This is a genomic window from Streptomyces sp. NPDC052036 (genome assembly GCF_040680495.1).
Taxonomy (GTDB): Bacteria; Actinomycetota; Actinomycetes; order Streptomycetales; family Streptomycetaceae; genus Streptomyces.
Map to the genome: position 1 here is coordinate 173,156 of NZ_JBFAWW010000007.1, position 26,814 is coordinate 199,969.

28 protein-coding genes, 1 pseudogene and 1 riboswitch are annotated in these 26,814 nt (G+C 71.9%); of the genes and pseudogenes, 21 read left to right on the forward strand and 8 right to left on the reverse strand.

Going from position 1 to position 26,814, the window contains the following annotated elements:
* The gene (locus tag AB0L95_RS13300; RefSeq protein WP_365161288.1) at positions 1–816 is read right to left on the reverse strand and encodes an alpha/beta hydrolase; all 816 of its coding nucleotides are present in this window, start codon (positions 814–816) and stop codon (positions 1–3) included.
* 115 nt (positions 817–931) lie between these two features.
* Here AB0L95_RS13300 and AB0L95_RS13305 point away from each other — a divergent pair, with 115 nt between their 5' ends.
* The 7 genes from AB0L95_RS13305 (at position 932) to AB0L95_RS13335 (ending at position 6,520) form a co-directional block, all read left to right on the forward strand.
* Positions 932–1,513, forward strand: coding sequence for a CGNR zinc finger domain-containing protein (locus AB0L95_RS13305; protein ID WP_365161290.1), 582 nt, complete (start codon positions 932–934; stop codon positions 1,511–1,513).
* A gap of 10 nt (positions 1,514–1,523) precedes the next feature.
* The gene (locus AB0L95_RS13310; protein ID WP_365161292.1) at positions 1,524–2,438 is read left to right on the forward strand and encodes an N-acetylmuramoyl-L-alanine amidase; all 915 of its coding nucleotides are present in this window, start codon (positions 1,524–1,526) and stop codon (positions 2,436–2,438) included.
* Between the two features lie 158 nt (positions 2,439–2,596).
* On the forward strand, positions 2,597–3,367 hold the full coding sequence (locus AB0L95_RS13315) for a DUF5336 domain-containing protein (RefSeq protein WP_365161294.1): 771 nt from the start codon (positions 2,597–2,599) through the stop codon (positions 3,365–3,367).
* 116 nt (positions 3,368–3,483) lie between these two features.
* Entirely contained in the window at positions 3,484–4,782 is a 1,299-nt protein-coding gene (locus tag AB0L95_RS13320) for an LLM class flavin-dependent oxidoreductase (protein ID WP_365161296.1), read from the forward strand.
* A 55-nt stretch (positions 4,783–4,837) separates the two neighbouring features.
* Positions 4,838–5,032: a hypothetical protein gene (locus tag AB0L95_RS13325; protein WP_365161298.1), complete on the forward strand. Its 195-nt coding sequence runs from the start codon at positions 4,838–4,840 to the stop codon at positions 5,030–5,032.
* Positions 5,033–5,178: 146 nt separating this feature from the next.
* Positions 5,179–5,304, forward strand: a complete 126-nt coding sequence (locus tag AB0L95_RS13330) for a hypothetical protein (protein ID WP_365161300.1) — start codon at positions 5,179–5,181, stop codon at positions 5,302–5,304.
* 205 nt (positions 5,305–5,509) lie between these two features.
* Entirely contained in the window at positions 5,510–6,520 is a 1,011-nt protein-coding gene (locus tag AB0L95_RS13335; RefSeq protein WP_365161301.1) for a radical SAM protein, read from the forward strand.
* Between the two features lie 109 nt (positions 6,521–6,629).
* Here AB0L95_RS13335 and AB0L95_RS13340 read toward each other — a convergent pair whose 3' ends face one another.
* Positions 6,630–7,178 (reverse strand): hypothetical protein, encoded by a 549-nt coding sequence (locus AB0L95_RS13340; RefSeq protein WP_365161303.1) that lies wholly within the window; start codon positions 7,176–7,178, stop codon positions 6,630–6,632.
* Positions 7,179–7,348: 170 nt separating this feature from the next.
* Between AB0L95_RS13340 and AB0L95_RS13345 the strand changes: the two genes are divergently transcribed.
* Complete coding sequence (locus tag AB0L95_RS13345) at positions 7,349–7,642, forward strand: hypothetical protein (RefSeq protein WP_365161305.1); 294 nt, start codon at positions 7,349–7,351, stop codon at positions 7,640–7,642.
* Between the two features lie 93 nt (positions 7,643–7,735).
* Here the strand turns inward: AB0L95_RS13345 and AB0L95_RS13350 are convergent, their stop codons facing one another.
* The 3 genes from AB0L95_RS13350 to AB0L95_RS13360 are packed head-to-tail and all read right to left on the reverse strand — an operon-like array spanning position 7,736 to position 11,057.
* Complete coding sequence (locus AB0L95_RS13350) at positions 7,736–8,806, reverse strand: prenyltransferase/squalene oxidase repeat-containing protein (RefSeq protein WP_365161306.1); 1,071 nt, start codon at positions 8,804–8,806, stop codon at positions 7,736–7,738.
* Complete coding sequence (locus tag AB0L95_RS13355) at positions 8,803–9,585, reverse strand: class I SAM-dependent methyltransferase (protein WP_365161308.1); 783 nt, start codon at positions 9,583–9,585, stop codon at positions 8,803–8,805. Before AB0L95_RS13355 ends, AB0L95_RS13350 begins: the two co-directional genes overlap by 4 nt.
* A complete protein-coding gene (locus AB0L95_RS13360; protein ID WP_365161310.1) occupies positions 9,579–11,057 on the reverse strand; it encodes a glycosyltransferase family 4 protein in 1,479 nt (492 codons plus the stop codon). The genes AB0L95_RS13355 and AB0L95_RS13360 overlap by 7 nt, the downstream gene beginning before the upstream one ends.
* A 214-nt stretch (positions 11,058–11,271) precedes the next feature.
* Between AB0L95_RS13360 and AB0L95_RS13365 the strand changes: the two genes are divergently transcribed.
* Positions 11,272–11,913 carry a TetR family transcriptional regulator gene (locus AB0L95_RS13365; RefSeq protein ID WP_365161312.1) on the forward strand — a complete coding sequence of 214 codons (642 nt, stop codon included), beginning with the start codon at positions 11,272–11,274 and terminating at the stop codon, positions 11,911–11,913.
* Positions 11,914–12,171: 258 nt separating this feature from the next.
* On the opposite strand, the gene AB0L95_RS13370 is transcribed toward AB0L95_RS13365, so the two are convergent.
* On the reverse strand, positions 12,172–12,405 hold the full coding sequence (locus AB0L95_RS13370; RefSeq protein WP_365161314.1) for a ferredoxin: 234 nt from the start codon (positions 12,403–12,405) through the stop codon (positions 12,172–12,174).
* A 3-nt stretch (positions 12,406–12,408) separates the two neighbouring features.
* Entirely contained in the window at positions 12,409–13,869 is a 1,461-nt protein-coding gene (locus AB0L95_RS13375; RefSeq protein ID WP_365161316.1) for an aldehyde dehydrogenase, read from the reverse strand.
* A 167-nt stretch (positions 13,870–14,036) separates the two neighbouring features.
* Between AB0L95_RS13375 and AB0L95_RS13380 the strand changes: the two genes are divergently transcribed.
* The 11 genes and pseudogenes from AB0L95_RS13380 to AB0L95_RS13430 all read left to right on the forward strand — a co-directional run bounded on the left by AB0L95_RS13380 (position 14,037) and on the right by AB0L95_RS13430 (position 23,933).
* The gene (locus AB0L95_RS13380; protein WP_365161318.1) at positions 14,037–15,059 is read left to right on the forward strand and encodes an MBL fold metallo-hydrolase; all 1,023 of its coding nucleotides are present in this window, start codon (positions 14,037–14,039) and stop codon (positions 15,057–15,059) included.
* Between the two features lie 125 nt (positions 15,060–15,184).
* Positions 15,185–15,254, forward strand: a riboswitch (cobalamin riboswitch).
* Between the two features lie 139 nt (positions 15,255–15,393).
* Positions 15,394–16,626, forward strand: coding sequence for a prenyltransferase/squalene oxidase repeat-containing protein (locus tag AB0L95_RS13385; protein ID WP_365161320.1), 1,233 nt, complete (start codon positions 15,394–15,396; stop codon positions 16,624–16,626).
* A complete protein-coding gene (locus AB0L95_RS13390) occupies positions 16,623–17,309 on the forward strand; it encodes an SCO2322 family protein (RefSeq protein WP_365161322.1) in 687 nt (228 codons plus the stop codon). The genes AB0L95_RS13385 and AB0L95_RS13390 overlap by 4 nt, the downstream gene beginning before the upstream one ends.
* Positions 17,306–18,400, forward strand: a complete 1,095-nt coding sequence (locus AB0L95_RS13395; protein WP_365161490.1) for an energy-coupling factor transporter transmembrane component T — start codon at positions 17,306–17,308, stop codon at positions 18,398–18,400. Before AB0L95_RS13390 ends, AB0L95_RS13395 begins: the two co-directional genes overlap by 4 nt.
* Entirely contained in the window at positions 18,397–20,106 is a 1,710-nt protein-coding gene (locus AB0L95_RS13400; RefSeq protein ID WP_365161324.1) for an ATP-binding cassette domain-containing protein, read from the forward strand. Before AB0L95_RS13395 ends, AB0L95_RS13400 begins: the two co-directional genes overlap by 4 nt.
* Entirely contained in the window at positions 20,103–20,993 is an 891-nt protein-coding gene (locus AB0L95_RS13405; protein ID WP_365161326.1) for an ECF transporter S component, read from the forward strand. The genes AB0L95_RS13400 and AB0L95_RS13405 overlap by 4 nt, the downstream gene beginning before the upstream one ends.
* A 152-nt stretch (positions 20,994–21,145) precedes the next feature.
* Positions 21,146–21,673 (forward strand): DoxX family protein, encoded by a 528-nt coding sequence (locus AB0L95_RS13410; RefSeq protein WP_365161492.1) that lies wholly within the window; start codon positions 21,146–21,148, stop codon positions 21,671–21,673.
* A 427-nt stretch (positions 21,674–22,100) separates the two neighbouring features.
* Positions 22,101–22,517 (forward strand): transglycosylase SLT domain-containing protein, encoded by a 417-nt coding sequence (locus AB0L95_RS13415; protein WP_365161328.1) that lies wholly within the window; start codon positions 22,101–22,103, stop codon positions 22,515–22,517.
* A gap of 301 nt (positions 22,518–22,818) precedes the next feature.
* Positions 22,819–22,986 (forward strand): hypothetical protein, encoded by a 168-nt coding sequence (locus tag AB0L95_RS13420; RefSeq protein ID WP_365161330.1) that lies wholly within the window; start codon positions 22,819–22,821, stop codon positions 22,984–22,986.
* Between the two features lie 67 nt (positions 22,987–23,053).
* Positions 23,054–23,698 (forward strand): annotated as a pseudogene (locus tag AB0L95_RS13425) (DUF5753 domain-containing protein); the annotation flags it as partial.
* Positions 23,658–23,933 (forward strand): DUF397 domain-containing protein, encoded by a 276-nt coding sequence (locus tag AB0L95_RS13430; protein WP_365161332.1) that lies wholly within the window; start codon positions 23,658–23,660, stop codon positions 23,931–23,933. The pseudogene AB0L95_RS13425 and the gene AB0L95_RS13430, both read left to right, overlap by 41 nt.
* 52 nt (positions 23,934–23,985) lie before the next feature.
* Here AB0L95_RS13430 and AB0L95_RS13435 read toward each other — a convergent pair whose 3' ends face one another.
* Positions 23,986–25,155, reverse strand: coding sequence for a steroid 3-ketoacyl-CoA thiolase (locus AB0L95_RS13435; protein WP_365161334.1), 1,170 nt, complete (start codon positions 25,153–25,155; stop codon positions 23,986–23,988).
* A 260-nt stretch (positions 25,156–25,415) separates the two neighbouring features.
* Between AB0L95_RS13435 and AB0L95_RS13440 the strand changes: the two genes are divergently transcribed.
* Positions 25,416–26,651, forward strand: a complete 1,236-nt coding sequence (locus AB0L95_RS13440) for a cytochrome P450 (protein ID WP_365161336.1) — start codon at positions 25,416–25,418, stop codon at positions 26,649–26,651.
* The last annotated feature ends 163 nt before the right edge of the window (positions 26,652–26,814 follow it).

The following is a 26,814-nucleotide window of genomic DNA, read 5'->3' on the forward strand; positions in this document are numbered from 1 at the left end:
TCAGTTCGCCTGCCACCAGTCGGTGACGACCTCGGCGTAGGCGTCCGCGCCTTCCTCCCAGACGAAGTGGCCCGCGTCGAGGATGTGGAGCTTGCTGTGGGGCAGGCGCTCGTGGAGGTACTCGGCGTTCTCCACCGGCACCACCGGGTCGTTGCGGCCGGCGATGATCTGGACCGGCGTCTCGACGGTGTGCAGCAGGTCGCCGAGGATCGGCAACTCGGCCGGATACGCACGGACGTAGGGCAGCTGGTCGACGAATCGCCCGCCCGCGTAGGACGCCAGGTAGTCCTCGCGTACGACCTCCGGCAGCTCGTAGCCGTGGATGTTGCCGATCGCGGCTGTCACGGCGGCCTTGGGGGCCAGGGCCCGGTACGGGGCCAGGTCCTCGTCGTGCACCCATTCGTTCAGGGGACTCCCCAGCTTCAGGGGAACCGCCGCCCCGCCGGTGCCCACGACCAGGCTCCGGAGCCGGTCCGGGTGCCGGGCCGCGGCGAACAGTGACGCGGCCGTGCCGATGTCCGGGCCCACGACATGCGGCTTCGTCAGCCCGAACGCGTCGATGATCCGCACGATGAAGTCGCCCATCGCCGTGGGGGACAGCAGGTCCTGCCGGAGCTCGGAATGCCCGAATCCCGGCAGGTCCACCGCGATCAGGTGCGCGTGCCCGGCGAGCTTCGACCAGGTCGCGTCGTAGGAGTACAGGCTTTCCGGCCACGGGCTCAGCAGCAGCGCGTCGCGCTCGCGGGGCCCGTCGCTCTCGGCGTACCGGACGGACAGTCCGTCGATCGTGCGGAATCGGGGCTTGATCTCGCTCATTTCCTTGTCCTCTCAGGACGTAATACTCATTCACATGTAGACCATTACGTTCTAGCACGCCGACCATCGAGATGTAATGGCCTTCAAGAAATAGACCATGTGCTAGGGTGCCCGTGTGGCCAGGAACGAAGAAACAGACCCTGCGCGGCAGATCCCCCCGGCCGCCGCGGCGATCGTGGCCCTGCTCAACACCCGGCCGCACGGCGCCGACCATCTGTTTCCGGAGACGCTGCACACCACCGAGGAGGCAAGCGCGGCCTTGCGCCCGCTCGGCCTGCCCGACACGGTGGCGCCGACGCCGGAGCGCATCGCCGAGGTCCGCAGCCTGCGCACGATCCTCATGGGCCTCTTGTCCGCGCCGGACAGCGCGGAGGCGGCAGCCCGTCGGGCAGAGCTCACCGAACGCGCATCCTCGGTCGCACTGAGCCAGGACTTCTCGGTGCCCGGCAAGGTGCAGCTGCGGCAGGTGAGCGGTGATCCCGTTGTCGGTGGCATCACCCGCGCGGTGGCCGACCTCATGGCCGACGGCACATGGTCCCGCCTCCGCGTCTGCGACAACGAGGGCTGCCAACGCGTGTTCTACGACACCACGCGCAGCCGCACCCAGCGCTGGCACTCGTACGCCACCTGCGGCAACAGGACCAATGTGGCCTCGTATCGAGCCCGAAAGAAGGCCCGGCCCGACGGCAGACCATAAAGTGGCGGGCATGTCGTACGTTGGACCGGACTTCGATGCCCCCGAGCCCCGCCGCCCCCGACGCGGACCGCTGATGATCGCCGCCGCCGCGCTGGTACCGGCCGCGCTGCTCGGCTGGCTGGTCTACGAGGCGGTCGCGGACAGCGGCGGCACACCGGCCGGTGCGGCGCCCCGGACGGGTCCGCCCGCCGCCGCGGACTCGCCGGCGGACGACGGCAAGCTCACCGGCCCTCCCGCGACCGCCGGGTCCGGCTCGCTCAAGGGCAAGGTCGTCCTCATCGACCCGGGCCACAACCCCGGCAACTTCCGGCACACCACCGAGATCAATCGCAAGGTGGACATCGGTACCAACCGCAAAGAGTGCGACACCACCGGCACGTCCACCAACTCCGGTTACACCGAGGCCCGGTTCACGCTGGACGTGGCGCGCAGACTGCGCACGATCCTCGAACAGCAGGGCGCGACCGTGAAGTTCACCCAGGACGGCGACCGCGCGTGGGGGCCGTGCGTGGACGAGCGGGCGTACATCGGCAACACGGCGCACGCGGACGCGGCCGTCTCCATCCACGCGGACGGTGCACCGCAGGGCGACCGCGGCTTCCACGTCATCCTGCCGGCCTCGCTGCACCAGGGTTCCGCGGACACCCGCCCCATCGTGGGCCCCTCGCGCGACCTGGGCACCCGCATCAGGGACGGTTTCAACCACGTCACCGGCAGCCCCCTCTCCAACTACCTGGGCAAGGGCACCGGTCTGGTCGTACGCAGCGATCTCGGGGGCCTCAACCTGTCCACCGTTCCGAAGGTGTTCATCGAGTGCGGCAACATGCGCGACAGCAAGGACTCCGCACTGCTGACGAGCGGCGCGTGGCGGCAGAAGGCGGCGCAGGGGATCTCTGAGGGAATCGTGAGTTTCCTGCGGGGGTAGCTCTCACCTGCCCGGGCCCGGCGGACACCCCGGCCGGGCGGACGATAGTGTCGTCCCTACGATGAGGGGCCGCCCGCGCGCTTCACACCGCGGCCCGAGGGCGACATGGTGACAGCGACGCCTCCACCGATGACGAGACGACAGACGAAGGACCCGAAGTGAATATCCGCTCCCTCACTAGAGGCGACGGCGTGGTGATCGGAGCAGCGGTATTGCTGTTCATCGCGTCGTTCCTCGATCTCACCGGCTGCGGCAACGTCGGCGCGATCTGCTCCCGGCTCGACATTCCCAACGCCTGGGACGACCTCGGGCTCGGGCTCGGCATCTACATGGCCGGGGTGATCGGCGGCGGGCTCGTCGTGTTCGCCCGTCTGCTTCCCGCCCCGCGCAAGGTCGCGGGCCTGGAGCTGGGAGCCTTCGGGACCGCGCTCACCGTCGCCGCCGCGTGGGTGCTGCTGTGGACGCTGATCGACGCCACCGACGCGGGCGCCGGTCTCATCCTCGGCTTCATCGCCGCCCTCGTCCTGGCCGCCGCGGCCATCGCCACCCCGCTTCTCCCGGCCCTGCAGGCCGCCCTGATCCCCGCCCCCAAGCCCGCCGCACCCCAGCCCTACGGCACACAGCCGTCGGTCGGCTACGGCTACCCGGGCGCCCAGCAGCAGCAGCCTTACGGCGGCCCGCCCCAGCAGACGCAGGCCTACGGCGGCCAGCCGCAGCCGGCGCCCGCCGCGGAGTTCTCCCCGTTCTGGTTCGCCGTCCCGGTGCCGCGTCCGCTGTACGCGGAGGACGGCTCGCCCACGCCGATCGCCGAACTGGCGCCCGGCACCTGGTACTTGGCCGTCGAGCAGCGGGGCCCGGGCCTGGTCGCGCAGACGCAGGACGGCCGACGCGGCGTGCTCCAGGACACGAGCGGCATCCAGCGCGGCTGAGAGTTCCGACCGCTTCCGCACGGCCCCTCGCCCTTCCGGGCGGGGGGCCGTCGTCGTACAGTCGCACCTCCGACAGGGTGCTGACGTACCGTCAGCCATGGACGTCTGGAGGCGTGATGCGGCTCGGACTCGCGCTCGGCTACTGGGGCCGCGGCCCCGCGGCGGACCATCTCACGCTGGCGCGGGAGGCCGAACGGCTCGGCTATGACTCCGTGTGGACCGCCGAGTCCTGGGGCTCGGACGCCTTCACCCCGCTGACCTGGATCGCCGCGCGGACGTCGAGGATCAAGCTGGGGACGGCGGTCGCCCAGATGGCGGCCCGCTCCCCCACCGCCACGGCGATGCACGCACTCACCCTCGACCACCTCTCCGGCGGCCGGATGATGCTCGGCCTCGGTCTGTCGGGGCCGCAGGTCGTCGAGGGATGGTACGGACGGCCGTTCCCCGCCTCCCCGCTGACCGCGACCAGGGAGTACGTCGACGTGGTCCGCCAAGTGCTGCGGCGCGAGGGCCCGGTGACGTTGGACGGCCGCTTCCACGCGCTGCCGTACCGGGGCGCGGACGGCACCGGGCTCGGGAAACCGCTGAAGCCGATCACGCATCCGCTGCGGGCGGGCCTTCCCGTCCTGCTGGGCGCGGAGGGCCCGAGGAACGTAGCGCAGACGGTACGGATCGCGGACGGCTGGCTGCCGCTGTACTGGTCGCCGACCCGTCCGGAGGTGTACGAGGCGTCGCTGGCCGGGCTGCTGCGGGAGACCGGCGGGGAGGGGAGGCCTGGGCCCTGTCGTCAAACTCCCGACTGCCCCGCGACGCCATGCACGCTCCTCCACGCTCGGCCTCGCTCGCGCGGGCGGTGCCCCCACTGCCGCACCCCGCACAGTCCCGAGTGCATCCAGTACGAGGGCCCGCGCGCGGCACGCCGAGAGCACGCACCTGACGCCGCAGGGCCCGCCCTCCGGGCGGACGACGGGAGTTCGACGACAGGACCTAGCCGCTTCCTCGTCGCGCCGATGGCCCGGGTCAAGGTCTGCGACGACGTGGCCGAGGGACTGCTGCCGGTGAAGGCGATGCTCGGCTTCTACATCGGCGGGATGGGCCCGATGCAGGGACGCACGGAGCACTCCATCGGGGGCGGCGGCCGGGCGACGGGCGGGCGCAACTTCCATGCCGACCTCATGGCGCGCATGGGCTACGAGGAGGAGGCGCACCGGATCCAGCGGCTGTTCCTGGAGGGCCGGCGGGAGGAGGCGGTGCTCGCCGTGCCCGACGCCTTCGCGGACGAGATCTCCCTCGTCGGACCGCGCCGGCGGATCGCCGAACGCCTGGAGCTGTGGCGCAAGGGCCCGGTCACGGATCTGCTGGCCCTGTCCCCCGACCCGCACACCCTCCGCGTGCTGGCCGAGCTGAACACTTGAGGGTGTGGTCGCGCGCAACGCGCAACATGCTGCCTGCTTCCCTAACGTCCCGGTCATGGCCACACGGATGCGCTTCGCCGAGGTGTACGAGGCCGGGGACGCGTGGCTCGCCGACTGCTCCGCACACCCAGACCTTGTACGCAACGCATGGGAGTTGGACAAGCTCGCCCTCATAGCGACGGGAGAGCACTGGCTCGCCACCGAAACCGCACTCGTCACCACCATGCAGGCACTCAAACCGCATCCGTAACAAGCAGCGAGGCCAGCGGCAGCAGCCGACGCCGAACGGCAACCGGTCACCCCGCCCGCGAGGACATCGCGATCAGGCAACGCTGTGCGGCCCCCTACGCTGCACGGTCGTTGAGGCATCAGCGACGTCCAACGATCGGAGGCCCCATGGCAGGCATTGAGTTCGAAGCGAAAGCCCTCGACGTCGACCCTGCGAAAATCGCACTGCTCATCACCGAGGCCGACGGCACTCGCACGACCGGTATGGGCGTCCGCCGCAGCGTTGGGCATTGACCGCGACCACCTCACCTCCATCGACACCACGAAGGTCTACAGCCTGTACGGCATTGACCTGGACTCCATCGCTGACCTGCGCTTCGAGTAGGCCGGCGCCCGCTACTCCGGCCGGGGCGCGGTGTCCCGGCCGGCCCGGAGAGGGGGCACCATGCATGAACTGAGGAATCTGCCGGTGGAGGTGAAACCGGACCGCACCCTGCGCGTGAAGATCATCGACGCCTGCGGCCTCGCCTGCTCGTTCTGCCACAACGAGGGAACCCCCCGTCGCTGCGCCGGGCCGCTCCGGATGCGTCTCCATCTACCTCCGCACCAACGGCGCCGACTTCCTGCCGGCCCGGATCGCCGCCGACGCCGACTTCGCCCTGGCCCTCGCCGCCGTGCGCGGCAGCCTGCCGACGAAGAAGTTCACTTCACCGGCGGCGAACCGACGTTGCACCCCAACCTGCCCCACCTGATCGCCATCGCCAGGCGCCTCGGACTCACGGTCGGACTCACCTCGAACGGGGAGAACGGCGCCGCAGTCATGACTGACTGCGCCACGGCTGGCCTTGACCGCATCAACCTGTCCGTGTTCGGCACCACTCCGGCCGAACTCGTCGCCGTGCAGGCTCCGCGGCTCGCCTCCCCGAAGCTCGCGGAGCGCAAGCTCGCCGCCCTCGACGCGACGATCGAGGCCGCGGCCACCAACGGGATCAAGGTCTCGGCGAACATCGTGGTGCCCGACCGCCGTCACGTGGACCGCGTGCTCCGCATCATCGAGCGACACGGCCGTGCTGTTGTGGTCCGCATGCTTGTCTCGCTGGAGGACGACGGTGCCTCCCTCGAAGCCATGCAGGCTGTGGTGGATCACCTCGGTGCTGTACCGGTTCGGCGGATCCTGACCGCGGGTGCCTCAGACCAGCGGGTGCGGTATCGCCTGCCGGACGGGCGAACCCTGTACGCGAAGAGCATCCGTCCCGTGCGCCTGCCCGAGACGTGCGCCGACTGCCGGTTCAACAACCCCGACGACTGCCAGGAGGGGTACTACGGCGTCCGCCTGTACCGGGCTGCCGACGGCCCGTTCATGGTCGGCGTGTGCATTCAGCGCATGGACCTGTGCCTGCCGCTCGGCGAATTCGTGATGAGCCAGCGCTGCCGCGAGGTGGCGGCCTTTCGCGATGACGAGGCGGCGAGGCTGACGTGGATGCACGCAACGACGGAAGCGACCGGGTAGTCGCATCGGTTTCCCCCGAGACCGGCAGTCTCGCTACGGCCCTGGCCTGCGTCCCAACCGTCGACCGGTCCGCTTCATCCCGGTGGGACTGCCCGTCCCGTCGAGATGGTCAGCCCCGTGCGAGCTGGGGCCCCGACGGCACCTGGTTGTGTACGGGGGCGCCCGCGCTCTTGCCCGCGGCCTTCACCTTGCGGATGACGGCGTCGAAGGCGGCGACGGCCGAGGCGTCGCCCCGGCGGAGCTTGCCCGGCAGATGCTTGAGGGCGTCGACGGACGCGCTGACCGGGGCGAGGGCCCGGGCCAGCGCGGGGTCGCCCTGGGCGTTGTACCGCGCGCCTTTGAGCCGGTCGTAGGCGAAGGTGCCCGCGAGGCCCGCCTTGAGCAGCGTGGCCGTGCGTCCCTGCGCGCCGTCGGCGAACGCACCGGCCTTCCACGGCTTCACGATCCACTGCTGGATCGCCCCGGCCGCGAGCCCCGCGCTCAGCGCGAACCGGGACTTGGCGAGTTTCTGCCGCTGCGCCTGGGTGCTCGGGGCCGGCGAGGGGACCGTGATGTAGGCGGCCACCTGCCGGGTGGCGCTGCCGCTCCCGCAGGCGGCGGCGCCGACGAACAGGGTGCTGCACAGCGCGAGAAGGGGGGCGAGGGCGCGTATCGGCACGGGCACAGGGGTCCTCCGGGTCAACCAGGGCGAACGGCTCCACCGGCAGCCTCACCCGCCCCGCCGCGGAGCGCCGCCCCGGCGCGGCTGATCGGGTGAAACCCTTGTCCCACAAGGCCTCCAGGACCCCCAGTACGTTTCAACACAGGCCGACGGGCAATCCGGAGAGCATGTCCCCTCGATATCGCAACGGTGCCAATCAAGCCGGGACGGTCATAGCGGTCGTCGCCGATGTCATGGCCCTCATCCTGGGCCTGTGGATCCTGATGTATCTGCTGGACGCGAACCCGGGCAACGCCCTGGTGCGGTTCGTCCACGACACCGCCCAGTGGCTGGCGGGCTGGTCGCGTGACCTGTTCACGTTCAACAAGGCCTGGGCCCGGGTGGTCGCCGGGTACGGTCTGGCCGCCGTGGTCTACCTCTTCATCGGCCACACCATCGCCAACCGCATCCAGCGCCACTGAGCCACGCCCCCCAAGCGCCGCTCAGCGCCACCGCACTCCCTGCCGAGGTCCGGGCCCGGGCCGACTGGGCGCAGCAGTCCGGGCCCGGGCCGACTACGCGCAGCAGTCCGGGTCCAGGCCCCGCGGCAGGCGTTCGCCGCCGAAGACCGCGCAGGTCGGCTCGTGGCCGCCGAGCGCCGCCACGGCCAGCAGCAGCGAACCCGCGGTCCAGGTGGTGAGTTCGCGCGGCCAGATCGCCCGGTCCTCGAAGACATAGCCGGTCCAGTACAGGCCCGTCTCCGGGTCCCTCAGGTGCTGGATCGACTGGAGGATCTCCAGCGCGCGGTCGGACTCGCCCATCACCCACAGCGCCAGGGCGAGTTCGGCCGACTCGCCCCCGGTCACCCACGGGTTGGGGACGACGCAGCGCACCCCGAGTCCGGGCACCACGAAGCGCTCCCAGTCCGCCTCGATGCGCTCCTTCGCCTCCGCGCCGGCCACCGCGCCGCCGAGGACCGGGTAGTACCAGTCCATCGAGTAGCGGCCCTTGTCCAGGAACCGTTCGGGGTGCCGGCCGATGGCGTGCCGCAGCGCGCCCACCGCCAGCTCCCAGTCCGGCTGCGGCTCCTCCCGCTGCTCGGCGATCGCGAGGGCGCAGCGCAGCGCGTGGTGGACGGACGAGCACCCGGTGAGCAGCGCGTCCGGGACGGCCGTGCCGTCGTCCTCGCGCTTCCAGCCGATCTGCCCGCCGGGCTGCTGCAACCGGAGCACGAACTCGACGGCCGCGTAGACCGTCGGCCACATCCGGTCCAGGAACATGTCGTCGCCGGTGGCCAGGTAGTGGTGCCAGACGCCGACGGCCACGTACGCGACGAAGTTCGTCTCCCGGCCGCGGTCGGTGATGTGCTCCGGGTCTCCGTCGGCGTACGCCGCGTACCAGGAGCCGTCCTCGTTCTGGTGCCGGGCCAGCCAGTCGTACGCCCGCTCGGCCGCCGTGTGTTCGCCGGCCGCGTCGAGTGCCATGGCCGCCTCGACGTGGTCCCACGGGTCGAGATGGTGCCCGCGGAACCACGGTATGGCTCCGTCCCCCCGCTGCACGGCGAGGATCCCGCCGACGGTCGCGGCGGCCTGCTCGGCGGTGAGGACCCCGGGCAGGACGAGGTGCTCCGTCCGGGGAGTCGTCACTTGGCGGCCGCCTCGGAGCGCCCGGAGGACGCGGCGGTGGACGCTGCCGGTTCGGCGACCCGCGGCAGGTGCGGCTTGGTCGCGTAGGCCACGAAGCTCTTGCCGATCAACGGGTTCAGGGTCTGTTCCGCGACCCGGGTGGCGAGCGGCTTCTTCATGATGTCCCAGACGAGGAGCTTGTGGTACGCGCGTACCGGCAGCGCCTTGTCGTTGTCGACGCCGAACGCGCACTTCAGCCACCAGTACGGCGAGTGCAGCGCGTGCGCGTGGTGCGTGCCGTACGGCCGAAGGCCCGCCTCCCGTATCTTCGCGAGGAGTTCGTCCGCCTTGTAGATGCGGATGTGGCCGCCCTCGACCTCGTGATAGGCGTCTGACAGGGCCCAGCAGACCTTCTCGGGGCCGTAGCGCGGCACGGTGATCGCGATACGGCCGCCCGGCTTGAGCACCCGGACCATCTCGGCGAGGACGCCCTTGTCGTCCGGGATGTGCTCCATGACCTCGGAGATGATCACGACGTCGAAGGACTCGTCCGGGAAGGGGAGCGCGAGGGCGTCGCCCTCCATGGCGGTCGCGGTGGCGCCCTCGGGGGCCTCGCCGGCCTCCTTCATCGCCGCGAACCACTTGGCGACCTCGCGGATCTCCTCGCCGTTCTGGTCCAGGGCCACGACCTGGGCGCCGCGCCGGTAGCACTCGAACGCGTGCCGTCCGGCACCGCAGCCGAGGTCCAGGACACGGTCGCCCGGGGCGAGCGGGAACCGGGAGAAGTCGACGGTCAGCACGTGGCCCTGCTTTCACGGTTGGAATCGACGTCGGACACCGAAGCGGCAGTCGCCCCGACGGCGGCCTCACTGCCTGCGGAGACGGCGGAAGGCGCGCCCGCCGTCCTCACCACGGCCGCGATACGGCTGGGAGGCGTGGCGAGCAAGTCACCGACGCCCGCACCGGTGGAGGCGGCGATCGCCTCGCGGTAGCGCGTCACCGTGCCCTGGGCCGCCTTGGCCCAGGTGAAGTGGCGCAGCACCCGCTGACGGCCCGCCGCGCCGAGGCGCGCCCGCAGCTCCGGGTCCCCGAGCAGCCGGCTCAGGCCCGCGGCCAGTGCGCCGGCGTCCCCGGGCGGCACCGCCAGGCAGGTCTCGCCGTCGGGTCCGGCGACCTCCGGTATCGCGCCACCGGTCGTGGCCACCAGCGGCGTACCGGTCGCCATCGCCTCGGCCGCCGGCAGCGAGAAGCCCTCGTACAGCGACGGCACGCACGCCACCTCGGCCGAGCGCACCAGGTCGACCAGTTCGGCGTCCGAGATGCCCTTGACGAACTCGACGGCGCCTTCGAGCCCGTAGCGCTCGATCGCCTGCGCGACCGGGCCGTCCTCCGCACGCTTGCCGACGACGACGAGATGGGCCCCGGGGTGCTCGGTCCGCACCTTGGCGAGCGCCTCGATCAGGAAGACGAGTCCCTTGAGCGGCACGTCCGCGCTGGACGTGGTCACGATCCGGCCCGGCACCTGCGGTACCGAGGGATTCGGCGAGAAGAGGTCGGTGTCGGCGCCGATGTGCACGACGTGGATGCGGTCCCGGGAGACACCCAGGTGGTCCACGATCTCCTGCTGGGAGGTGCCGGAGACGGTGAGCACCGACGGCAGCCGGCGCGCTACCCGCTTCTGCATACGGGTGAACGCGTACCAGCGCCGGACGGACGCCCGCCGCTTCCAGCCCTCGGCCGCGTCCAGCTCCAGCTGCCGGTCCACGGTGATGGGGTGATGGATCGTGGTGACCAGCGGTGCGCCCACGTCGCCCAACAGCCCGTAGCCGAGCGTCTGGTTGTCGTGCACGACGTCGAAGTCGCCGCGCCGGGCGCGCAGATGGCGGCCGGCACGCAGCGAGAACGTCAGCGGCTCGGGGAAGCCGCCGGTCCACATCGTCGCGACCTCGACGGCATCGATCCAGTTCCGGTACTCCTCGCGCCGCGGGGTGCGGAAGGGGTCGGGCTGGCGGTACAGGTCGAGGCTCGGCAGTTCGGTGAGGGACAGGCCCTGAAGGTCCTCGCCCTCGTCCAGTACGGGGTACGGCTGGGCGCCGATGACCTCGACCCGGTGGCCGAGCCGGGCCAGCTCGCGTGAGAGGTGCCGTACGTACACGCCCTGGCCGCCGCAGAACGGGTTTCCCTTGTACGTCAGGAGCGCGATGCGCAGCGGGCGGTCGCCGTCCGCGGCCGAGTCCTCCTCGGGCCCTGCCTCCCTGGCCTCAGCGGTCACTCGTGGCCCCTTCTCCCTGCCATTTCCCGCGAGACTACGACGGGACGGTAATCTAGAACAAGTTTCAGACTTGATCGTTGAAGAGGCTCTGAATCTACCGGCAGGTAAGGGCAGTGTGAGCGGTGGATCAGGTGATTCGCGCCACGGCACGACCCCTGCCATGCTGTCTGATCACTCACCCTCACCGACTGTCACGGAACACGGAACGGGACCCATGCCAGCGGAAGCCAAGGTGCCATCCAGTACCGCGCGACCGGCGGAGCCGGCCTCACCTCCGCTCACCGAGCGGCAGGAGGCGCGCCGCCGCCGGATCCTGCACGCGAGCGCGCAGCTGGCCGGCCGGGGTGGTTTCGACGCGGTGCAGATGCGCGAGGTCGCGGAGTCCTCGCAGGTGGCGCTCGGCACGCTGTACCGCTACTTCCCGTCGAAGGTGCATCTGCTGGTCGCGACCATGCAGGACCAGCTGGAGCATCTGCACCGCACGCTCAGGAAGAAGCCGCCGGCCGGGGAGACGGCGGCGGAGCGGGTGGCGGAGACGCTGATGCGCGCCTTCCGGGCGCTCCAGCGCGAGCCTCATCTCGCCGACGCGATGGTCCGTGCGCTGACCTTCGCGGACCGCAGTGTCTCGCCGGAGGTGGACCAGGTGTCCCGGCAGACGACGGCGATCATCCTGGACGCGATGGGTCTGGAGGATCCGACCCCGGAGCAGCTGGCCGCGGTCCGCGTGATCGAGCACACCTGGCACTCGGCGCTGATCACCTGGCTCTCCGGCCGCGCCTCCATCGCCCAGGTCAGGATCGACATCGAGACGGTGTGCCGGCTGATCGACCTCACGGATCCGGCCGGACGGGCATGAGCTGGAGGATCCGGCGGGCCGGGGCGGGAAAGGCCCACGAAAAGACCTACGAGACAAGTTCTGACCGTCTTCCGATCTCTCGATCTTCCAACGCGTTACTCGACCGTCGATGTCGGCCCAAGCGGAAATCGAAACTTCACGCCGAAGTCGGCTACTCCGGTTGAGTGTCTTCACTCATCCCGTAGGCACTTCTCAGTGTAATCGCCGCCATCCAGGATGGAAGACCCCAAATCAAGATTTTTTGAATATTTCGGACATCTAGTCCTCTTGGGGGAACACGGGTTCCCCGCTCTCGGCCAGCGTGATCAGGATCGCCTCCACCGGGCAGTTCTCCGCCGCCTGAAGGACCGGCTCACCCGCGTCGGTGTCCGGTGCCACGGGGTGGGACTGCCGGGCGGAGTCGAGGCGGAAGGCGCCGGGTGCCCGGTGGACGCACTGCATGGAGCCGATACAGAGGGTGCGGTCGACCTCGATGTGCCAGCGGTCGCCCATGCGCTACGCCTCTCCGTAACCGGCCGGCAGATGGATCATCTTGTGCTCCAGGAACTCGCCGTAGCCCTCGGGCCCGAACTCCCGGCCCAGCCCGGAGTTCTTGTAGCCGCCGAAGGGGCCGAGCATGTCGAGGCTGAAGGTGTTCACCGAGTACGTGCCGGTCCGCACCTGCCGGGCGATCTCGATGCCGTGCTCGACGTCCGCGGTCCACACACTGCCGCTGAGCCCGTACTCGGAGTCGTTCGCGATCCTCACGGCCTCGCTCTCGTCGCTGTAGGGCAGCAGACAGATCACGGGTCCGAAGATCTCCTCGCGGGCGATGCGCATGGAGTTGTCGACGTCACCGAAGAGGGTCGGCTCCACATACCAGCCGCGGTCGAGGCCGGACGGGCGCCCGCCGCCGGTGAGGATCTTGGCGCCCTCCTCCTGGCCGATCCGGATGTAGTCGAGGCTGCGCTGCCGCTGGCGCCCGGCCACGAGCGGGCCGACCTGGGTGGCAGCGTCCAGCGGGTCGCCGACCACGAGCGCGCCCGCCGCGACGGCGAGGGCGTCGGCGAACTCGTCGTAGCGCGAGCGCGGCAGCAGGATGCGGGTCTGGGCCACACACGCCTGGCCGTTGTTCATCCAGGCGGCCGGGACGATCCCCGCCACGGCCGCGGCGACGTCCGCGTCGGGCAGCACCACCGCCGCCGACTTGCCGCCCAGCTCCAGGGTCACCCGTGTCAGGTTCCGCGAGGCGACCTCCATCACGCGCCTGCCCGCCGCCACCGAGCCGGTGAAGGACACCTTGTCGACGCCGGGGTGGCCGACGAGGTACTCGCCCACCTCGCGGTCCGCGGGCAGGATCGACAGCACGCCCTCCGGCAGCCCTGCCTCCCGGGCGATCTCGCCGAGGAGGTAGGCGTCGAGCGGGGACTCGGGCGACGGCTTGAGCAGCACGGTGCAGCCGGCGAGCAGCGCGGGCGCGAGCTTGGCTGCGGCGACGAACTGGGGGACGTTCCACGGCACCACGGCCGCCACGACCCCGACCGGCTCGCGCCGCACGAGGATCCTCCCGAGGACGCCGTCGCGCCGTTCCTCGTGGGGGAAGGCCCGTGCGACCGTGATCGCCGCGTCCCACACCATCATCGCGCCGAGCGCCTGCGCGAGGACGCTCCAGGAGTACGGGGAGCCGTTCTCGGAGGAGATCACGCGGGCGATCTCCTCGTGGCGCGCGGCGATACCGTCCTTGATCCTCGTCACGACCCCGATCCGCTCGTCGAGCGTCGCCCTCGGCCAGGGTCCCTCGTCGAAGGCGCGGCGCGCGACGGCGACGGCCCGGTCTACGTCCTCACGCGAGGCATGCGGTACACGGCCGATGACCTCCTCGGTGTGCGGGGAGACCACCTCGATGACGTCCTTGCCCAGGGGATCGGTCAACTCCCCGCCGATGAACAGCTGTCCGTGTTCCACGAGCTCGGTCATGACCGACTGCCTCCCCGGGACAGTTGCTGATGATCCATCAGATGTCGTCGACACCAGAACTGTTACCAGTTCCGGCCGACGGAGTCCACGCATCGGTGAGTGAGAGCGGGCTACCGTCGAAACGTGTTCTAGTTATAGTGGGCCGGAGGGCGGCGATGGGGGAGCGCATGGCGCAGACGGCCGATCACGGCGGGGGCGTACGGTCCCTCAGGGTTCCCATCCCGGACAACCCCCTCGGCCACACGCTGGTCTACGTCGTCGACACCGACCGCGGCCCGGTGCTGGTGGACACGGGCTGGGACGACCCGGACTCCTGGGACGCCCTCACCGAGGGACTTCAGGCGTGCGGCACCTCGGCCGCGGAGATCCACGGCGTGGTGATCACCCATCACCACCCCGACCACCACGGCCTCTCGGGCCGGATCCGTGCGGCCTCCGGCGCCTGGGTCGCGATGCACGCGGCGGACACCGCGGTCGTACGCCGCACCCGCGAGGCCCGGCCCGAGCACTGGTTCACCTATATGAGCGCCAAGCTCGCGGCGGCCGGTGCCCCCGAGGAGCACCTCGCGCCGCTGCGCAGGCCGCGCTCGCTGCCCGGCCTCTCCCCCGCCCTGCCCGACCGTGAGATCGTCCCCGGTGAACTGCTCGACCTCCCGGGCCGCCGGCTGCGCGCGATCTGGACGCCGGGGCACACACCCGGCCATGTCTGCCTCCATCTGGAGGAGGAGCACCCCGCCGGGCTCCCGGGGCGCGGCCGGCTGTTCTCCGGGGACCATCTGCTGCCGGAGATCACCCCGCACATCGGCCTGTACGAGGACGTGGACGACACCACCGCGGTCGCCGATCCGCTCGGCGACTACCTCGACTCCCTGGAGCGCATCGGCCGCCTCGCGCCCGCCGAGGTACTCCCGGCCCACCAGCACCCGTTCACCGACGCGCCCGCCCGCGTCCGGGAGCTGCTGGCCCACCACGAGGAGCGGCTGACCGGCCTGCTCGCCCTCCTCGGCACCCCGCTCACCCCCTGGCAGCTCGCCGAACGCATGGAGTGGAACCGCCCCTGGGCGCAGATCCCCTACGGCTCCCGCACCATCGCGGTCTCGGAGGCGGAGGCCCATCTGCGCCGCCTGGTGAAATCGGGCCGGGCGGAACCGGTACCGGGGACGGACCCGGTGGCTTACACGGCCGCGTGAAGCCCCTTCGGCGGCGAGACGGCCCGGCTGCTCACCCGCTAGTGCTGCGGGGCCCTGTCACAGAGGGTCCGGGGACGCTTCTACCGGCGGGTACAGTGGCCGGGTCGTTCTCACACCCGTACGGGGGAAAGCCGGTGCAAATCCGGCGCTGACCCGCAACCGTGAGCCGCCCGCGCGGCGGCGAGCCGGAGCACCGCGTACGGGACGTGACCGGCTCACGCGCACCGGCAGCCCGCCGGTGTACGGCACCGTCGAGGTCTACGGAGCCGAGCCGCCCGGGGGATGCCCCGTGCCGCCCCGCTCCCGGACACCAAGGGAGAGGCACCCGCCGATCATGATCGTTCGCCGCAGCGCCGCGGTACTGGCCGCCATAGCCGCCGTCGCCGGGGCCCCCGCCACGGCCTTCGCCGCCTCCCCCGCGCCGTCCGCCTCACCCTCGCTCCCGTCCGGCCTCTACGGCACCGGCGACCCCACGTACGACGGCGTCTGGCGCCAGTCGCTCGCCCTGCTCGCCCAGCACACGGCCGGTGTGCGGCCCGCCACCGTCGCGGTGGACTGGCTGACGGGCCAGCAGTGCGCGAGCGGCGCCTTCGCCCCCTACCGCGCGCAGCCGGGCACGAAGTGCGACGCCAAGACGCCCGTCGACACGAACAGCACCGCGGCGGCCGTCCAGGCCCTGGCCGCGCTCGGCGGCCATGGGGCCGAGAGCGGCAAGGCGGTGGCCTGGCTGAAGTCCGTGCAGAACAAGGACGGCGGCTGGGGCTACACCGCGGGCGGCGCGAGCGACGCGAACTCGACGTCCGTCGTGATCGGGGCGCTCACGGCGGCGGGCGAGCAGCCGCAGGACGTCCGCAAGGACGGCAAGTCCCCCTACGACGCGCTGCTGAAGCTGGCGCTGCCCTGCGACGGCGACGGGGCGGGCGCCTTCGCCTACCAGCCCGACAAGAAGGGCGCCCTCACGGCCAACGCGGACGCGACGGCCGCGGCCGTGACCGGCGCGCTCGGCAAGGGGCTCGCCGGGGAGAAGGCTCCGGCTCAGGGCACGGCCCCGGCGTGCGGGAAGCCCGCCGATGTGCGCCAGGCCGCGCACAACGGCGCCGCGTACCTGCTCAAGGCCCTGGCCAAGGACCAGCACCTCACGTCGGCCCTGCCCGGCGCCGAGGACCAGCCCGACTACGGCAACACGGCGGACGCGGTGGTCGCCCTCGCCACCGTCGGCCAGGGCGAGCGGGCGTCCGGCGCCCTGCACTGGCTGGAGACCGCCGCCGGGCCGTGGGCGAAGCAGAGCGGCCCGGCCGCGTACGCCCAGCTGATCCTCGCCGCGCACGCGACCGGCACCGACCCCCGCCACTTCGGCGGAACCGACCTGGTCACCGCGCTCAACGCGACGGGCCCGGCGCCGCAGGCGGCCGACCAGACCCCGAAGACCGACAAGACCGAGAAGCCCGGCAAGAAGGACGACTCGGGCTCCGCCTTCGGCGTGTGGTGGATCGTCGGCGTCTTCCTCGTCGCCGGTATCGGCATCGGCTTCCTGCTGAGCGGCCGCGGCAAGCGGCAGCAGCCGTGACCCGCGTCCCCGCGGGCGCCCGGCTGCTGGCCGCACCGGTCCTCGTCCTCCTGGCGGTGTGCGTGCTGCTGGGGGGCGCGGGCCGGGCCCAGGCCGCCGGCTATCGCTACTGGTCCTTCTGGGAGCGCAACGGCAACGTCTGGACGTACGCCACCCAGGGCCCCTCGACCAGCCGCCCCGCCGACGGGGACGTCCAGGGCTTCCGGTTCGCGGTGAGCGAGGACTCCGCGGACGCCACCAAGCCGCGGGGCAGCGCGGACTTCGCGAAGATATGCGCCGGCACACCCGCGCGGGACGGTCAGAAGCGTGTTGCTCTGGTCCTCGACTTCGGCACGGCCGCGGACGCCCCCTCCGGGGAACGGCCGCCCGCCGGGCGCACGGCCTGCGCCCGTGTACCCGGCGACGCGACGACGGCGGACGCCCTCGCCGCGGTCGCGGGCCCGCTGCGCTACGACACCAACGCCCTGCTGTGCGCGATCGCCGGGTACCCGGCCGAGGGCTGCGGCGAGCAGGTGACGTCCGGGCAGGACCGGAACCCGGCGAAGGGCACGGACCGCAAGGGACAGGCGTCGGCGAAGAGCACGGCGCACCACAGCCCGTCGGTGGGCCTCCTCGCGGGCGCCGCCGCCGTGGCCGTGCTGGGCGCGGCGGCGGTGTGGCAGACGCGCCGCCGCCGGGGCTGACGGTGGCGTCCCGTCCCGGCCGCGGCCGGCCGGCCGTGCACCCGGGCGCCTGGTGGCTGTGGGCCCTCGGGCTCGCCACCGCCGCCACCCGCACCACCAACCCGCTGCTGCTGGCCCTCCTGATCGCCGTGTCCGCCTACGTCGTCGCGGCCCGCCGCACCACCGCCCCCTGGTCCCGCTCCTACGCGGCCTTCGCCAGGCTCGGCCTCGCCGTCCTCGCCATCCGGCTGCTGTTCACCGTGGTCCTCGGCTCGCCCATCCCCGGCACCCACACCCTGTTCACCCTCCCCGAGGTCCCGCTCCCGCACTGGGCGCAGGGGATCCGCCTCGGCGGCCGGGTCACCGCCGAGAGTCTCGTCTTCGCCCTCTACGACGGTCTGCGGCTGGCCACCCTGCTGATCTGCGTGGGCGCCGCGAACGCCCTCGCGAACCCCGCCCGGCTGCTGAAGGCGCTGCCGGGCGCGCTGTACGAGGCGGGCGTGGCGGTCGTCGTCGCGCTGACCTTCGCCCCGCATCTCGTCGCCGACGTACGGCGGCTGCGCGCCGCGCGTCGACTGCGCGGCCGGCCCGACCGGGGGCTGCGGGGCCTCGCCCAGGTCGGACTTCCGGTCCTGGAGGGCGCGCTGGAGCGCTCGGTGGCGCTCGCCGCCGCGATGGACGCGCGCGGCTTCGGCCGCACCGCGACCGTCCCGCCCGCCGTCCGCCGTACCACCACCGCCCTCACCCTCGGCGGGCTGCTCGGCGTCTGCGCGGGTACGTACGGACTGCTGACGGCGGAAGGGACCGTCTATGGTCTGCCCGTCCTCCTCGCCGGTCTCGTGGCCGCTCTCGCCGGGCTGCGGCTCGGCGGCCGCCGCTCTCCCCGCACCCGCTACCGCCCCGACGCATGGGACGCGCGGGCGTGGCTGGTCGCCGGCTCGGGCATCGCCGCGGCGGCGCTCCCGGTCCTCTGGTCCGCCTACGATCCCGCGGCCCTGCACCCCGGTGTCGTCCCCCTGGCCGCCCCGGCGCTGCCGCTGCTCCCCGCCGCGGCGGTACTGCTCGGCCTGCTGCCCGCGTTCGTCACCCCCGTCCCCGAGGAGGCCGCGTGATCCGCTTCGAGAAGGTCTCCGTGACATACGACGGGGCGGCCGAACCCGTGGTGCGGGACATCGACTTCAAGGTCCCGGAGGGTGAACTGACGCTGCTGGTCGGGCCGTCCGGGGTCGGCAAGTCGACGGTGCTCGGCGCGGTCAGCGGACTGGTCCCGCACTTCACGGGCGGCACCCTGCGCGGCCGGGTCACGGTGGCCGGTCGCGACACCCGCAACCACAAGCCGCGCGAACTCGCCGACGTGGTCGGCACCGTGGGGCAGGACCCGCGGTCCCACTTCGTGACGGACACCGTCGAGGACGAACTCGCCTACGGGATGGAGTCGTTGGGGCTGGCCCCGGACGTGATGCGCCGACGGGTCGAGGAGACGCTCGACCTGCTCGGCCTCGCGGACCTGCGGGACCGGCCGATCGCCACGCTCTCCGGCGGCCAGCAGCAGCGCGTGGCGATCGGCTCGGTGCTCACCCCGCATCCTCAGGTCCTCGTCCTGGACGAGCCGACGTCCGCGCTGGACCCCGCGGCGGCCGAGGAGGTCCTCGCCGTGCTGCAACGGCTCGTCCACGATCTCGGCACCACGGTCCTGCTGGCCGAACATCGTCTGGAACGGGTCGTGCACTACGCCGACCGGGTCGTGCTGCTCCCGGCCCCCGGCGCCCGCCCGGTCCTCGGCACCCCGGCGGAGGTGATGGCGGTCTCGCCGGTGTACCCGCCGGTGGTGGACCTCGGCCGGCTGGCGGGCTGGTCCCCGCTGCCCCTGACCGTCCGCGACGCCCGCCGCCGCGCGGCCGGCCTGCGCGAACGGCTGGCGGCTACGACACCCGCACCGCGCGGGACCGGGAGTCCGCGCCCGATCGTGCGCCCCGCCCCCGCAGCCGTACCCGCCCCGCGCCGCTTCCTGCGCCGACGCACCCCGGCGCCCGTCGCGGAAGCGCACGCCCCTACGACGCCAGGCCCCGCCGCGGTCGTCGAGGAGCTCGGTGTCCGCCGTGGCCGCGTCGAGGCCCTGCGCCAGGTCGACCTCACCGTCGGCCCCGGCGAGAGCGTCGCCCTCATGGGCCGCAACGGCGCCGGGAAGTCCACGCTGCTCTCCGCGCTCGTCGGGCTCGTCGAACCGGCTCGCGGCCGGGTGCGGGTCGGCGGTGCGGTGCCGCACCGCACCACCCCGCGCGACCTGGTGCGCCGTGTGGGTCTCGTACCGCAGGAGCCACGGGATCTGCTGTACGCGGACACGGTGGCCGCCGAGTGCGCGGCGGCCGACCGGGACGCGGACGCCGCCCCGGGCAGCTGCCGGGCCCTGGTGTCCGAACTGCTGCCGGGCGTAGCGGACGACACCCACCCGAGGGACCTGTCGGAGGGGCAGCGGCTGGCGCTCGCGCTCGCCGTCGTGCTCACCGCGCGCCCCCCGCTGCTGCTCCTGGACGAGCCGACGCGCGGTCTCGACTACGCGGCGAAGGTCCGGCTGGTGACCGTGCTGCGCGGGCTCGTCGCCGAGGGCCATGCCCTCGTCCTGGCCACCCACGACGTGGAACTGGCCGCCGAACTCGCGCACCGCGTGGTGATCCTCGCGGACGGCGAGGTCGTCGCCGACGGCCCGGCCGCCGAGGTGGTGGTCGCCTCCCCGTCCTACGCGCCCCAGGTGGCCAAGGTCCTCGCCCCGCAGCCGTGGCTCACGGTCGCCCAGGTCCGCGAGGCGCTGTCGTCATGAGCCACCGTTCCCCGGATCCGGCCACCTCCTCCGGCCCGCAGACCGCCGCGTCCCCCGTCGCCCCCACCGCCCCGGTCACCCCGCAGGCCCGCCCCGTCCGCCTCGGCCCCCGTTCCGTCGCCGCCCTCCTCCTGGTGAGCGCGGTCGGCGCCGTCGGCTTCACCTGGCCCCTGTTCGCCGATCCCGCCTCGGGCCTCGGCGCGCACGCCCAGGACGCCCCCTGGCTCTTCGCCGGACTGCTCATACTCCTCGTCGGCGTCGTGGCGGCGGCGGTCTCCGAGTCGGGGCTCGGACCGAAGGCCGTCGCCATGCTCGGCGTGCTCGCCGCGACCGGCGCCGCGCTGCGGCCGATCGGCGCCGGTACCGCGGGCCTGGAGCCGATGTTCTTCCTGATGGTGCTGAGCGGGCGGGTGCTCGGGCCGGGCTTCGGTTTCGTGCTCGGCAACGTGACCATGTTCGCGTCGGCGCTGCTGACCGGCGGGGTCGGCCCCTGGCTGCCGTTCCAGATGCTGGCCATGGGGTGGTTCACGCTGGGCGCGGGGCTGCTGCCGGGCCCGGACGGTCTGCGGGGGCGGGGCGAGGTGGCGCTGCTCGCCGGGTACGGGTTCCTCGCCGCGTTCGCCTACGGCACGGTGATGAACCTGGCCGGCTGGCCCTTCATGGGGGCGCTCGCCTCGGACATCGCCTACGACCCGCGCGCCGGGCTCGCCGCGAACCTCGCCCGCTTCCTCGCGTACTGCCTGGCCACCTCCATGGGCTGGGACCTGGGCCGGGCCGTCCTCACGGTCGTGCTGACCTGCGTCCTCGGCCCGGCCGTCCTCAAGGCACTACGCCGGGCGACCCGCCGCGCGGCCTTCGAGAGCCCGGTGACCTTCGACCCGCGCTAGGGGTGGCCCTGGCCGCTCGTAGGCTCGGCATGGCTCTAGTCGCCGGGCCGAGATGCATGTCCGGGGTGTCTGCGAAAGGCTGGAGTCAGTGCCCCTCACGGCGCCTCCACCGGAGTGGTCAGATGGCGAACTCGGACCGGCCGTCGGCTCCCATGGAACCGGTAGAACCGGCGGCACACCGCACGCACCGGCCGCACTCGTGGGCCGGCGACTGGGGACTTCTGCTCCTCAGACTGGTCTTCGGCCTGCTGATGGCGGGGCACGGCGCCCAGAAGCTCTTCGGGATCTTCGGAGGCGCGGGCCTGACGGCCACCGGCGAGTACTTCTCCTCCCTCGGCTTCCATCCGGGCAGGGTCTTCGCCCTTGTCTGCGGCCTCTCCGAGCTCCTCGGCGGCCTCGGCCTCGCCGTCGGACTGCTCACCCCGCTCGCCTCCGCCGCCCTGATCGGCGTGCTGATCAACGCGATGGCGACCGTCACCTCCGCCCATGGCCTGTGGGATACCGAAGGCGGCATGGAGTACAGCATCGGCATCGTCGCCGTCGCCGTCGCCGTGGCCGCCCTCGGCCCCGGCCGACTGGCCCTGGACCGGCTCTTCCCCTGGGGCAGGGGCGGTTGGGGCCCGGCCGCGATCGCCCTCGGCCTCGGCGGCATCGGCGCCGCGATCACGCTGACCCTGTGAGGGGGCTCGCGACTCGTACGCGTGCGGCGCCGGTCACATCCCGCCCCCGCGCGTGCGGCCTGGCTCACACCGTCCGCTTCCTCCGCGTATAGCCGCTCTGCGCATTCCGTCACCCAAACCGTGACGAGCCCCACGTGACCACCGTCACCTACGACGCGGGGCCGTAGCCCCAACCCGCCGCCATGCCCTCGTCAATCGGGGCCCTGACCTGCGCATTGAGAGCCACGTCACACAGGGGGTCCTCTTCGCGGATGCGACCACCACTAGTAAAAGGGGGCATTGCGGACGGCTTTTCCGCCTGCTTCTCTGGATGACGTCGCAGGGCGCCACGAACCCACTCGGGTCGCGGCGCCAGTGCATACCTCCACCGCCTCCGCGTGGTTCCGGCATGTCTGCGACCCCCTGTCCCCAACGAATGAGGTTCTCTGTGTCCGTCTCCTTCATCCGCCGCATCGCCTCCCCGAAGAAGGCCGTCGCCGCCACCGCCCTCGCCGCTGCCGCGGCCGGCCTGGCAATGACCTCGGCGCCTGCTCAGGCCGCCACCCCCGCTTCGGCCTCCAACGCTCAGGCGATCGCGCGCCAGATGATCCCGGACGCCACGCAGTTCGCCGCGTTCAACAAGATCGTCTCCCACGAGAGTGGCTGGAACATGTACGCCACCAACGCCTCCTCCGGTGCCTACGGCCTGGTCCAGGCGCTGCCGGGCTCCAAGATGGCGTCCGCCGGCTCCGACTGGAAGACGAACCCGGCCACCCAGATCAGGTGGGGTCTGAACTACATGAACTCCCGCTACGGCAGCCCCGCCGCCGCGTGGAACTTCTGGTCCACCCACCACTGGTACTGACAGAGCCGAGCGCAGTGACTGCGAAGGCGGCGACCCCCACCGGGGTCGCCGCCTTCGGCGCGTCCGCCTCCCCGCTCAACGGCGGCACTCGAACCACACGGTCTTGCCGCCCGAAGGTTCCGGCTCCACGCCTCACTTGTCGACCACCGCGTCCGGCAGGAGGAGCCCGCGACCGCCCTCCGCGTCCTCCGGCACCTCGGTTTCTCCGGGCCGACAGAGGCCCGGAGAAACCGTCGGTCACCTCCACTCTGGCCCCCGCCGTCTGCCGCAGCACCAGCACCGTGCACCGCCGGTCCGGCACATGGCGTACGACGTTGGCGACCAGCTCGGACACGCCCAGCTCGGCGGCATCGGCCAGCTCCGTCATCTCCCATTCACGCAGGAACGAGCGGGCGACACGCCGGACGTGCCGCGCCGAGTGCTCACCGACGGTGAGACGCATGCAGTACTGGGTGGGGCGGGGCTCTAACAGCGCGGGGGGAATGTAGTCGTTCACGGCACAAGGTTGACCTGCCGCGACTACGCTGCGCTACAGGGGGACGGGTGGGTTGCTTTCGCGGTTGGTCGGGCTGGTGATGCGGAGTCAGCTTCCGGCGTGGTTTCAACAGGTGGCGGAGTTGGAGGCACGGGCTGCGGAGATCTTCACCTTCCACACGCACCTGGTGCACGGCCTCCTTCAGACCGAAGCGTACGCCCGAGCCGTACTCGGCACGCTGGATCAAACCGACGTCGACGACCGGACTGCCGTGCGACTTGCGCGCCAACGGATCTTCGAAAGGGAAGAGCCGCCGGTTCTGTGGGCGGTGATCAGCGAGGCCGCACTGCACCAGGAGATCGGCGGTCGGGAGACCATGCGGGGCCAACTGGCACACCTCTTGCACTTCGAACACAATCCCCGAATCAACGTCCAGGTGCTGCCATATGAGGCTGGTGCGCACGCGGGGCCGCCGGGCCCATTCGACGTCTTCCGCTTCGCGAGCGACCCGACCATCGTCTACACGGAGGGCTACGGAAGCGGGCATCCAAGCGCCAATCCAGACACCGTCAAGGACTGCTCGCTCCGTTACGATCATCTTCAGGCCGCCGCACTCTCCCTGAGAGACTCGGCGGAGCTGATCCGGCGCGTGATGGAGGAACGCTATGGAGAGCAACGTGACTCTGACGGGGATCCAGTGGCGTAAGTCCAGCTACAGCAGCGACCAGGGCGGCTCCTGCGTCGAATGCGCACCCCTCGGCGACCTCGCCTGGCGCACGTCGTCGTACAGCAGCGACCAGGGCGGCGAGTGCGTAGAGATCGCCGAAACCCCGTACGCCACCGTAGCCGTACGAGACTCCAAGACCCCCGCCGGCCCGGTACTCGCCTTCCCGCCCGCCGCGTTCGCCACGTTCGTCGGGTGGGCCGCAGCCGCACGCTGACCTGGAGGGAGGATGCGGGCCACGGACACCCGTGGCCCGCATCCGCCCACCCCTACAGCCGTTGGATGATCGTGCCCGTGGCCAGGCCGCCGCCCGCGCACATCGTGATCAGGGCGAACTCCTTGTCCGCGCGCTCCAGTTCGTGGAGTGCCGTCGTGATGAGGCGGGCGCCCGTCGCTCCGACCGGGTGGCCCAGGGCGATCGCGCCGCCGTTCACGTTCACCTTCTCCAGGTCCTGGTCGAAGACCCGCGCCCAGCTCAACACCACGGACGCGAACGCCTCGTTGATCTCCACCAGGTCGATGTCCCTCAGGGACATCCCGGCCTTCCCCAGCACCGCCTTCGTCGCGTCGATCGGGCCGTCGAGGTGGAAGTGCGGGTCCGCGCCCACCAGCGCCTGCGCCACGATCCGTGCCCGGGGCCGCAGTTTCAGGGCGCGCGCCATCCGCTTCGACGCCCACATCAGGGCCGCCGCGCCGTCCGAGATCTGCGAGGAGTTGCCCGCCGTGTGGACCGCCGTCGGCATGATCGGCTTGAGTCCGGCCAGCGCGTCGAGCGTGGTGTCGCGGGGCCCCTCGTCCCGGTCGACCAGCCGCCACATGCCCTGACCGGCGCGCTGCTCCTCCTCGGTCGTCGGCACCTGGACGGCGAACGTCTCCCGCTTGAACCGCTCCTCGGCCCAGGCGACCGCCGCGCGCTCCTGGGAGATCAGCCCGAGCGCGTCGACGTTCTCCCGGGTCAGCCCGCGGTGCCGGGCGATCCGCTCGGCGGCCTCGAACTGGTTCGGCAGGTCCACGTTCCACTCGTCCGGGAACGGCTTGCCCGGACCGTGCTTGGACCCGGAGCCGAGCGGCACCCGGGACATCGCCTCGACACCGCAGCTGATCCCGACGTCGATGACGCCCGCCGCCACCATGTTGGCCACCATGTGCGCGGCCTGCTGGGAGGAGCCGCACTGGCAGTCGACGGTCGTCGCCGCGGTCTCGTACGGCAGCCCCACGGTCAGCCACGCCGTGCGCGCGGGGTTCATCGACTGCTCGCCGGCGTGGGTCACCGTTCCGCCGACGATCTGCTCGACGCAGTCGGCGGGTATGCCGGTGCGGCCGAGGAGTTCACGATAGGTCTCGCCCAGCAGGTAGGCGGGATGCAGATGGGCGAGCGCGCCGCCGCGCTTGCCGATGGGGGTGCGCACGGCTTCGACGATCACGGGTTCCGCGGCCATGGGGGGTTCGTCCTCTCCTCGGTCACCCGCGCGGCGCGGGCGTCCCGGCCCACCCGCCACGCAGAACTAGTACGCGTTCTAGTTCTGTCTTGCAGTCTGCTGACCCGGCCTCCCGTGCCGCAAGGGTCGTGCAGTCTCCGATAGTCGTGATCTGCACGAGTTCCGCACGGAATTGGACCCGCGACACCCCTTGCGGCTTGTAGAACCCGTTACTACCTTCACGGCAATTCCTGATGGGCCGTCAGAAGGGTGGGAGGCCCATGCCCTGTCCCGCGCTGCCCGACGGGTTCGACTTCACCGACCCGGACGTGCTGCATCGCCGTGTGCCCCTGCCGGAGTTCGCCGAGCTGCGCCGCGCGGAGCCGGTCCGCTGGATCTCCCAGCCGCGTGGGGTGGCCGGATTCGCGGACGACGGCTACTGGGCCGTCACCCGGCACGCGGACGTCAAGTACGTCTCCACGCACCCGGAGATCTTCTCCTCGTACCTGAACACCGCGATCATCCGCTTCAACGAGCACATGGAGCGCGACCGGATCGACGCTCAGCGGCTCATCCTGCTGAACATGGACCCGCCCGAGCACACCCGGGTGCGCCAGATCGTCCAGCGCGGCTTCACCCCGCGCGCCATCCGCGCGCTGGAGGAGCGGCTGCGCGCCCGGGCGCGCGCGATCGTGGACAAGGCCCGCGCCCACGAGGGCCCCTTCGACTTCGTCACCCAGGTCGCCTGCGAGCTGCCGCTCCAGGCCATCGCCGAACTGATCGGCGTCCCGCAGGAGGACCGGGCGAAGATCTTCGACTGGTCCAACCGGATGATCGCGTACGACGACCCGGAGTACGCCGTCACCGAGGAGGTCGGCGCCCAGTCCGCCGCGGAGATCATCGCGTACGCGATGAACATGGCCGCCGAGCGCAAGCAGTGCCCCGCCAAGGACATCGTGAGCACACTGGTGGCGGCCGAGGACGAGGGCAACCTCGCCTCCGACGAGTTCGGCTTCTTCGTCCTGATGCTGGCCGTCGCGGGCAACGAGACGACCCGCAACGCCATCACGCACGGCATGCACGCCTTCCTCACCCACCCCGGCCAGTGGGAGCTGTTCAAGCGGGAGCGTCCGTCGACCGCCGCGGAGGAGATCGTCCGCTGGGCGACCCCGGTGGTCGCCTTCCAGCGCACCGCCACCCAGGACACCGAACTGGGCGGCACACCGATCCGGAAGGGCGACCGGGTCGGTCTCTTCTACTCCTCCGCCAACCACGACTCCGAGGTCTTCGCCGACCCGGACGCCTTCGACATCACCCGGGACCCCAATCCGCATCTCGGCTTCGGCGGCGGAGGCCCGCACTACTGCCTCGGCAAGTCCCTGGCCGTCCTGGAGATCGACCTCATCTTCGGTGCGATCGCCGACACCATGCCGGACATCCGGATGGCCGGCGATCCGCGACGGCTGCGCTCCGCCTGGATCAACGGGGTGAAGGAACTCCGGGTGACCGCGGACTGACCGGCGCGGACCCACAGACGCGGGCCGCCGGCCTCCCGGCGCCGCCGGCCCGTCCCGTGGGAGGCAGGGGCAGTCCCCCACGCCCCGCCCCTGCCTCCCTCACATCCCCCCGTACGGCCCACCGGTCCCCGTACGGGTGAACGTCCCTCTTCCCTTCCGCGTC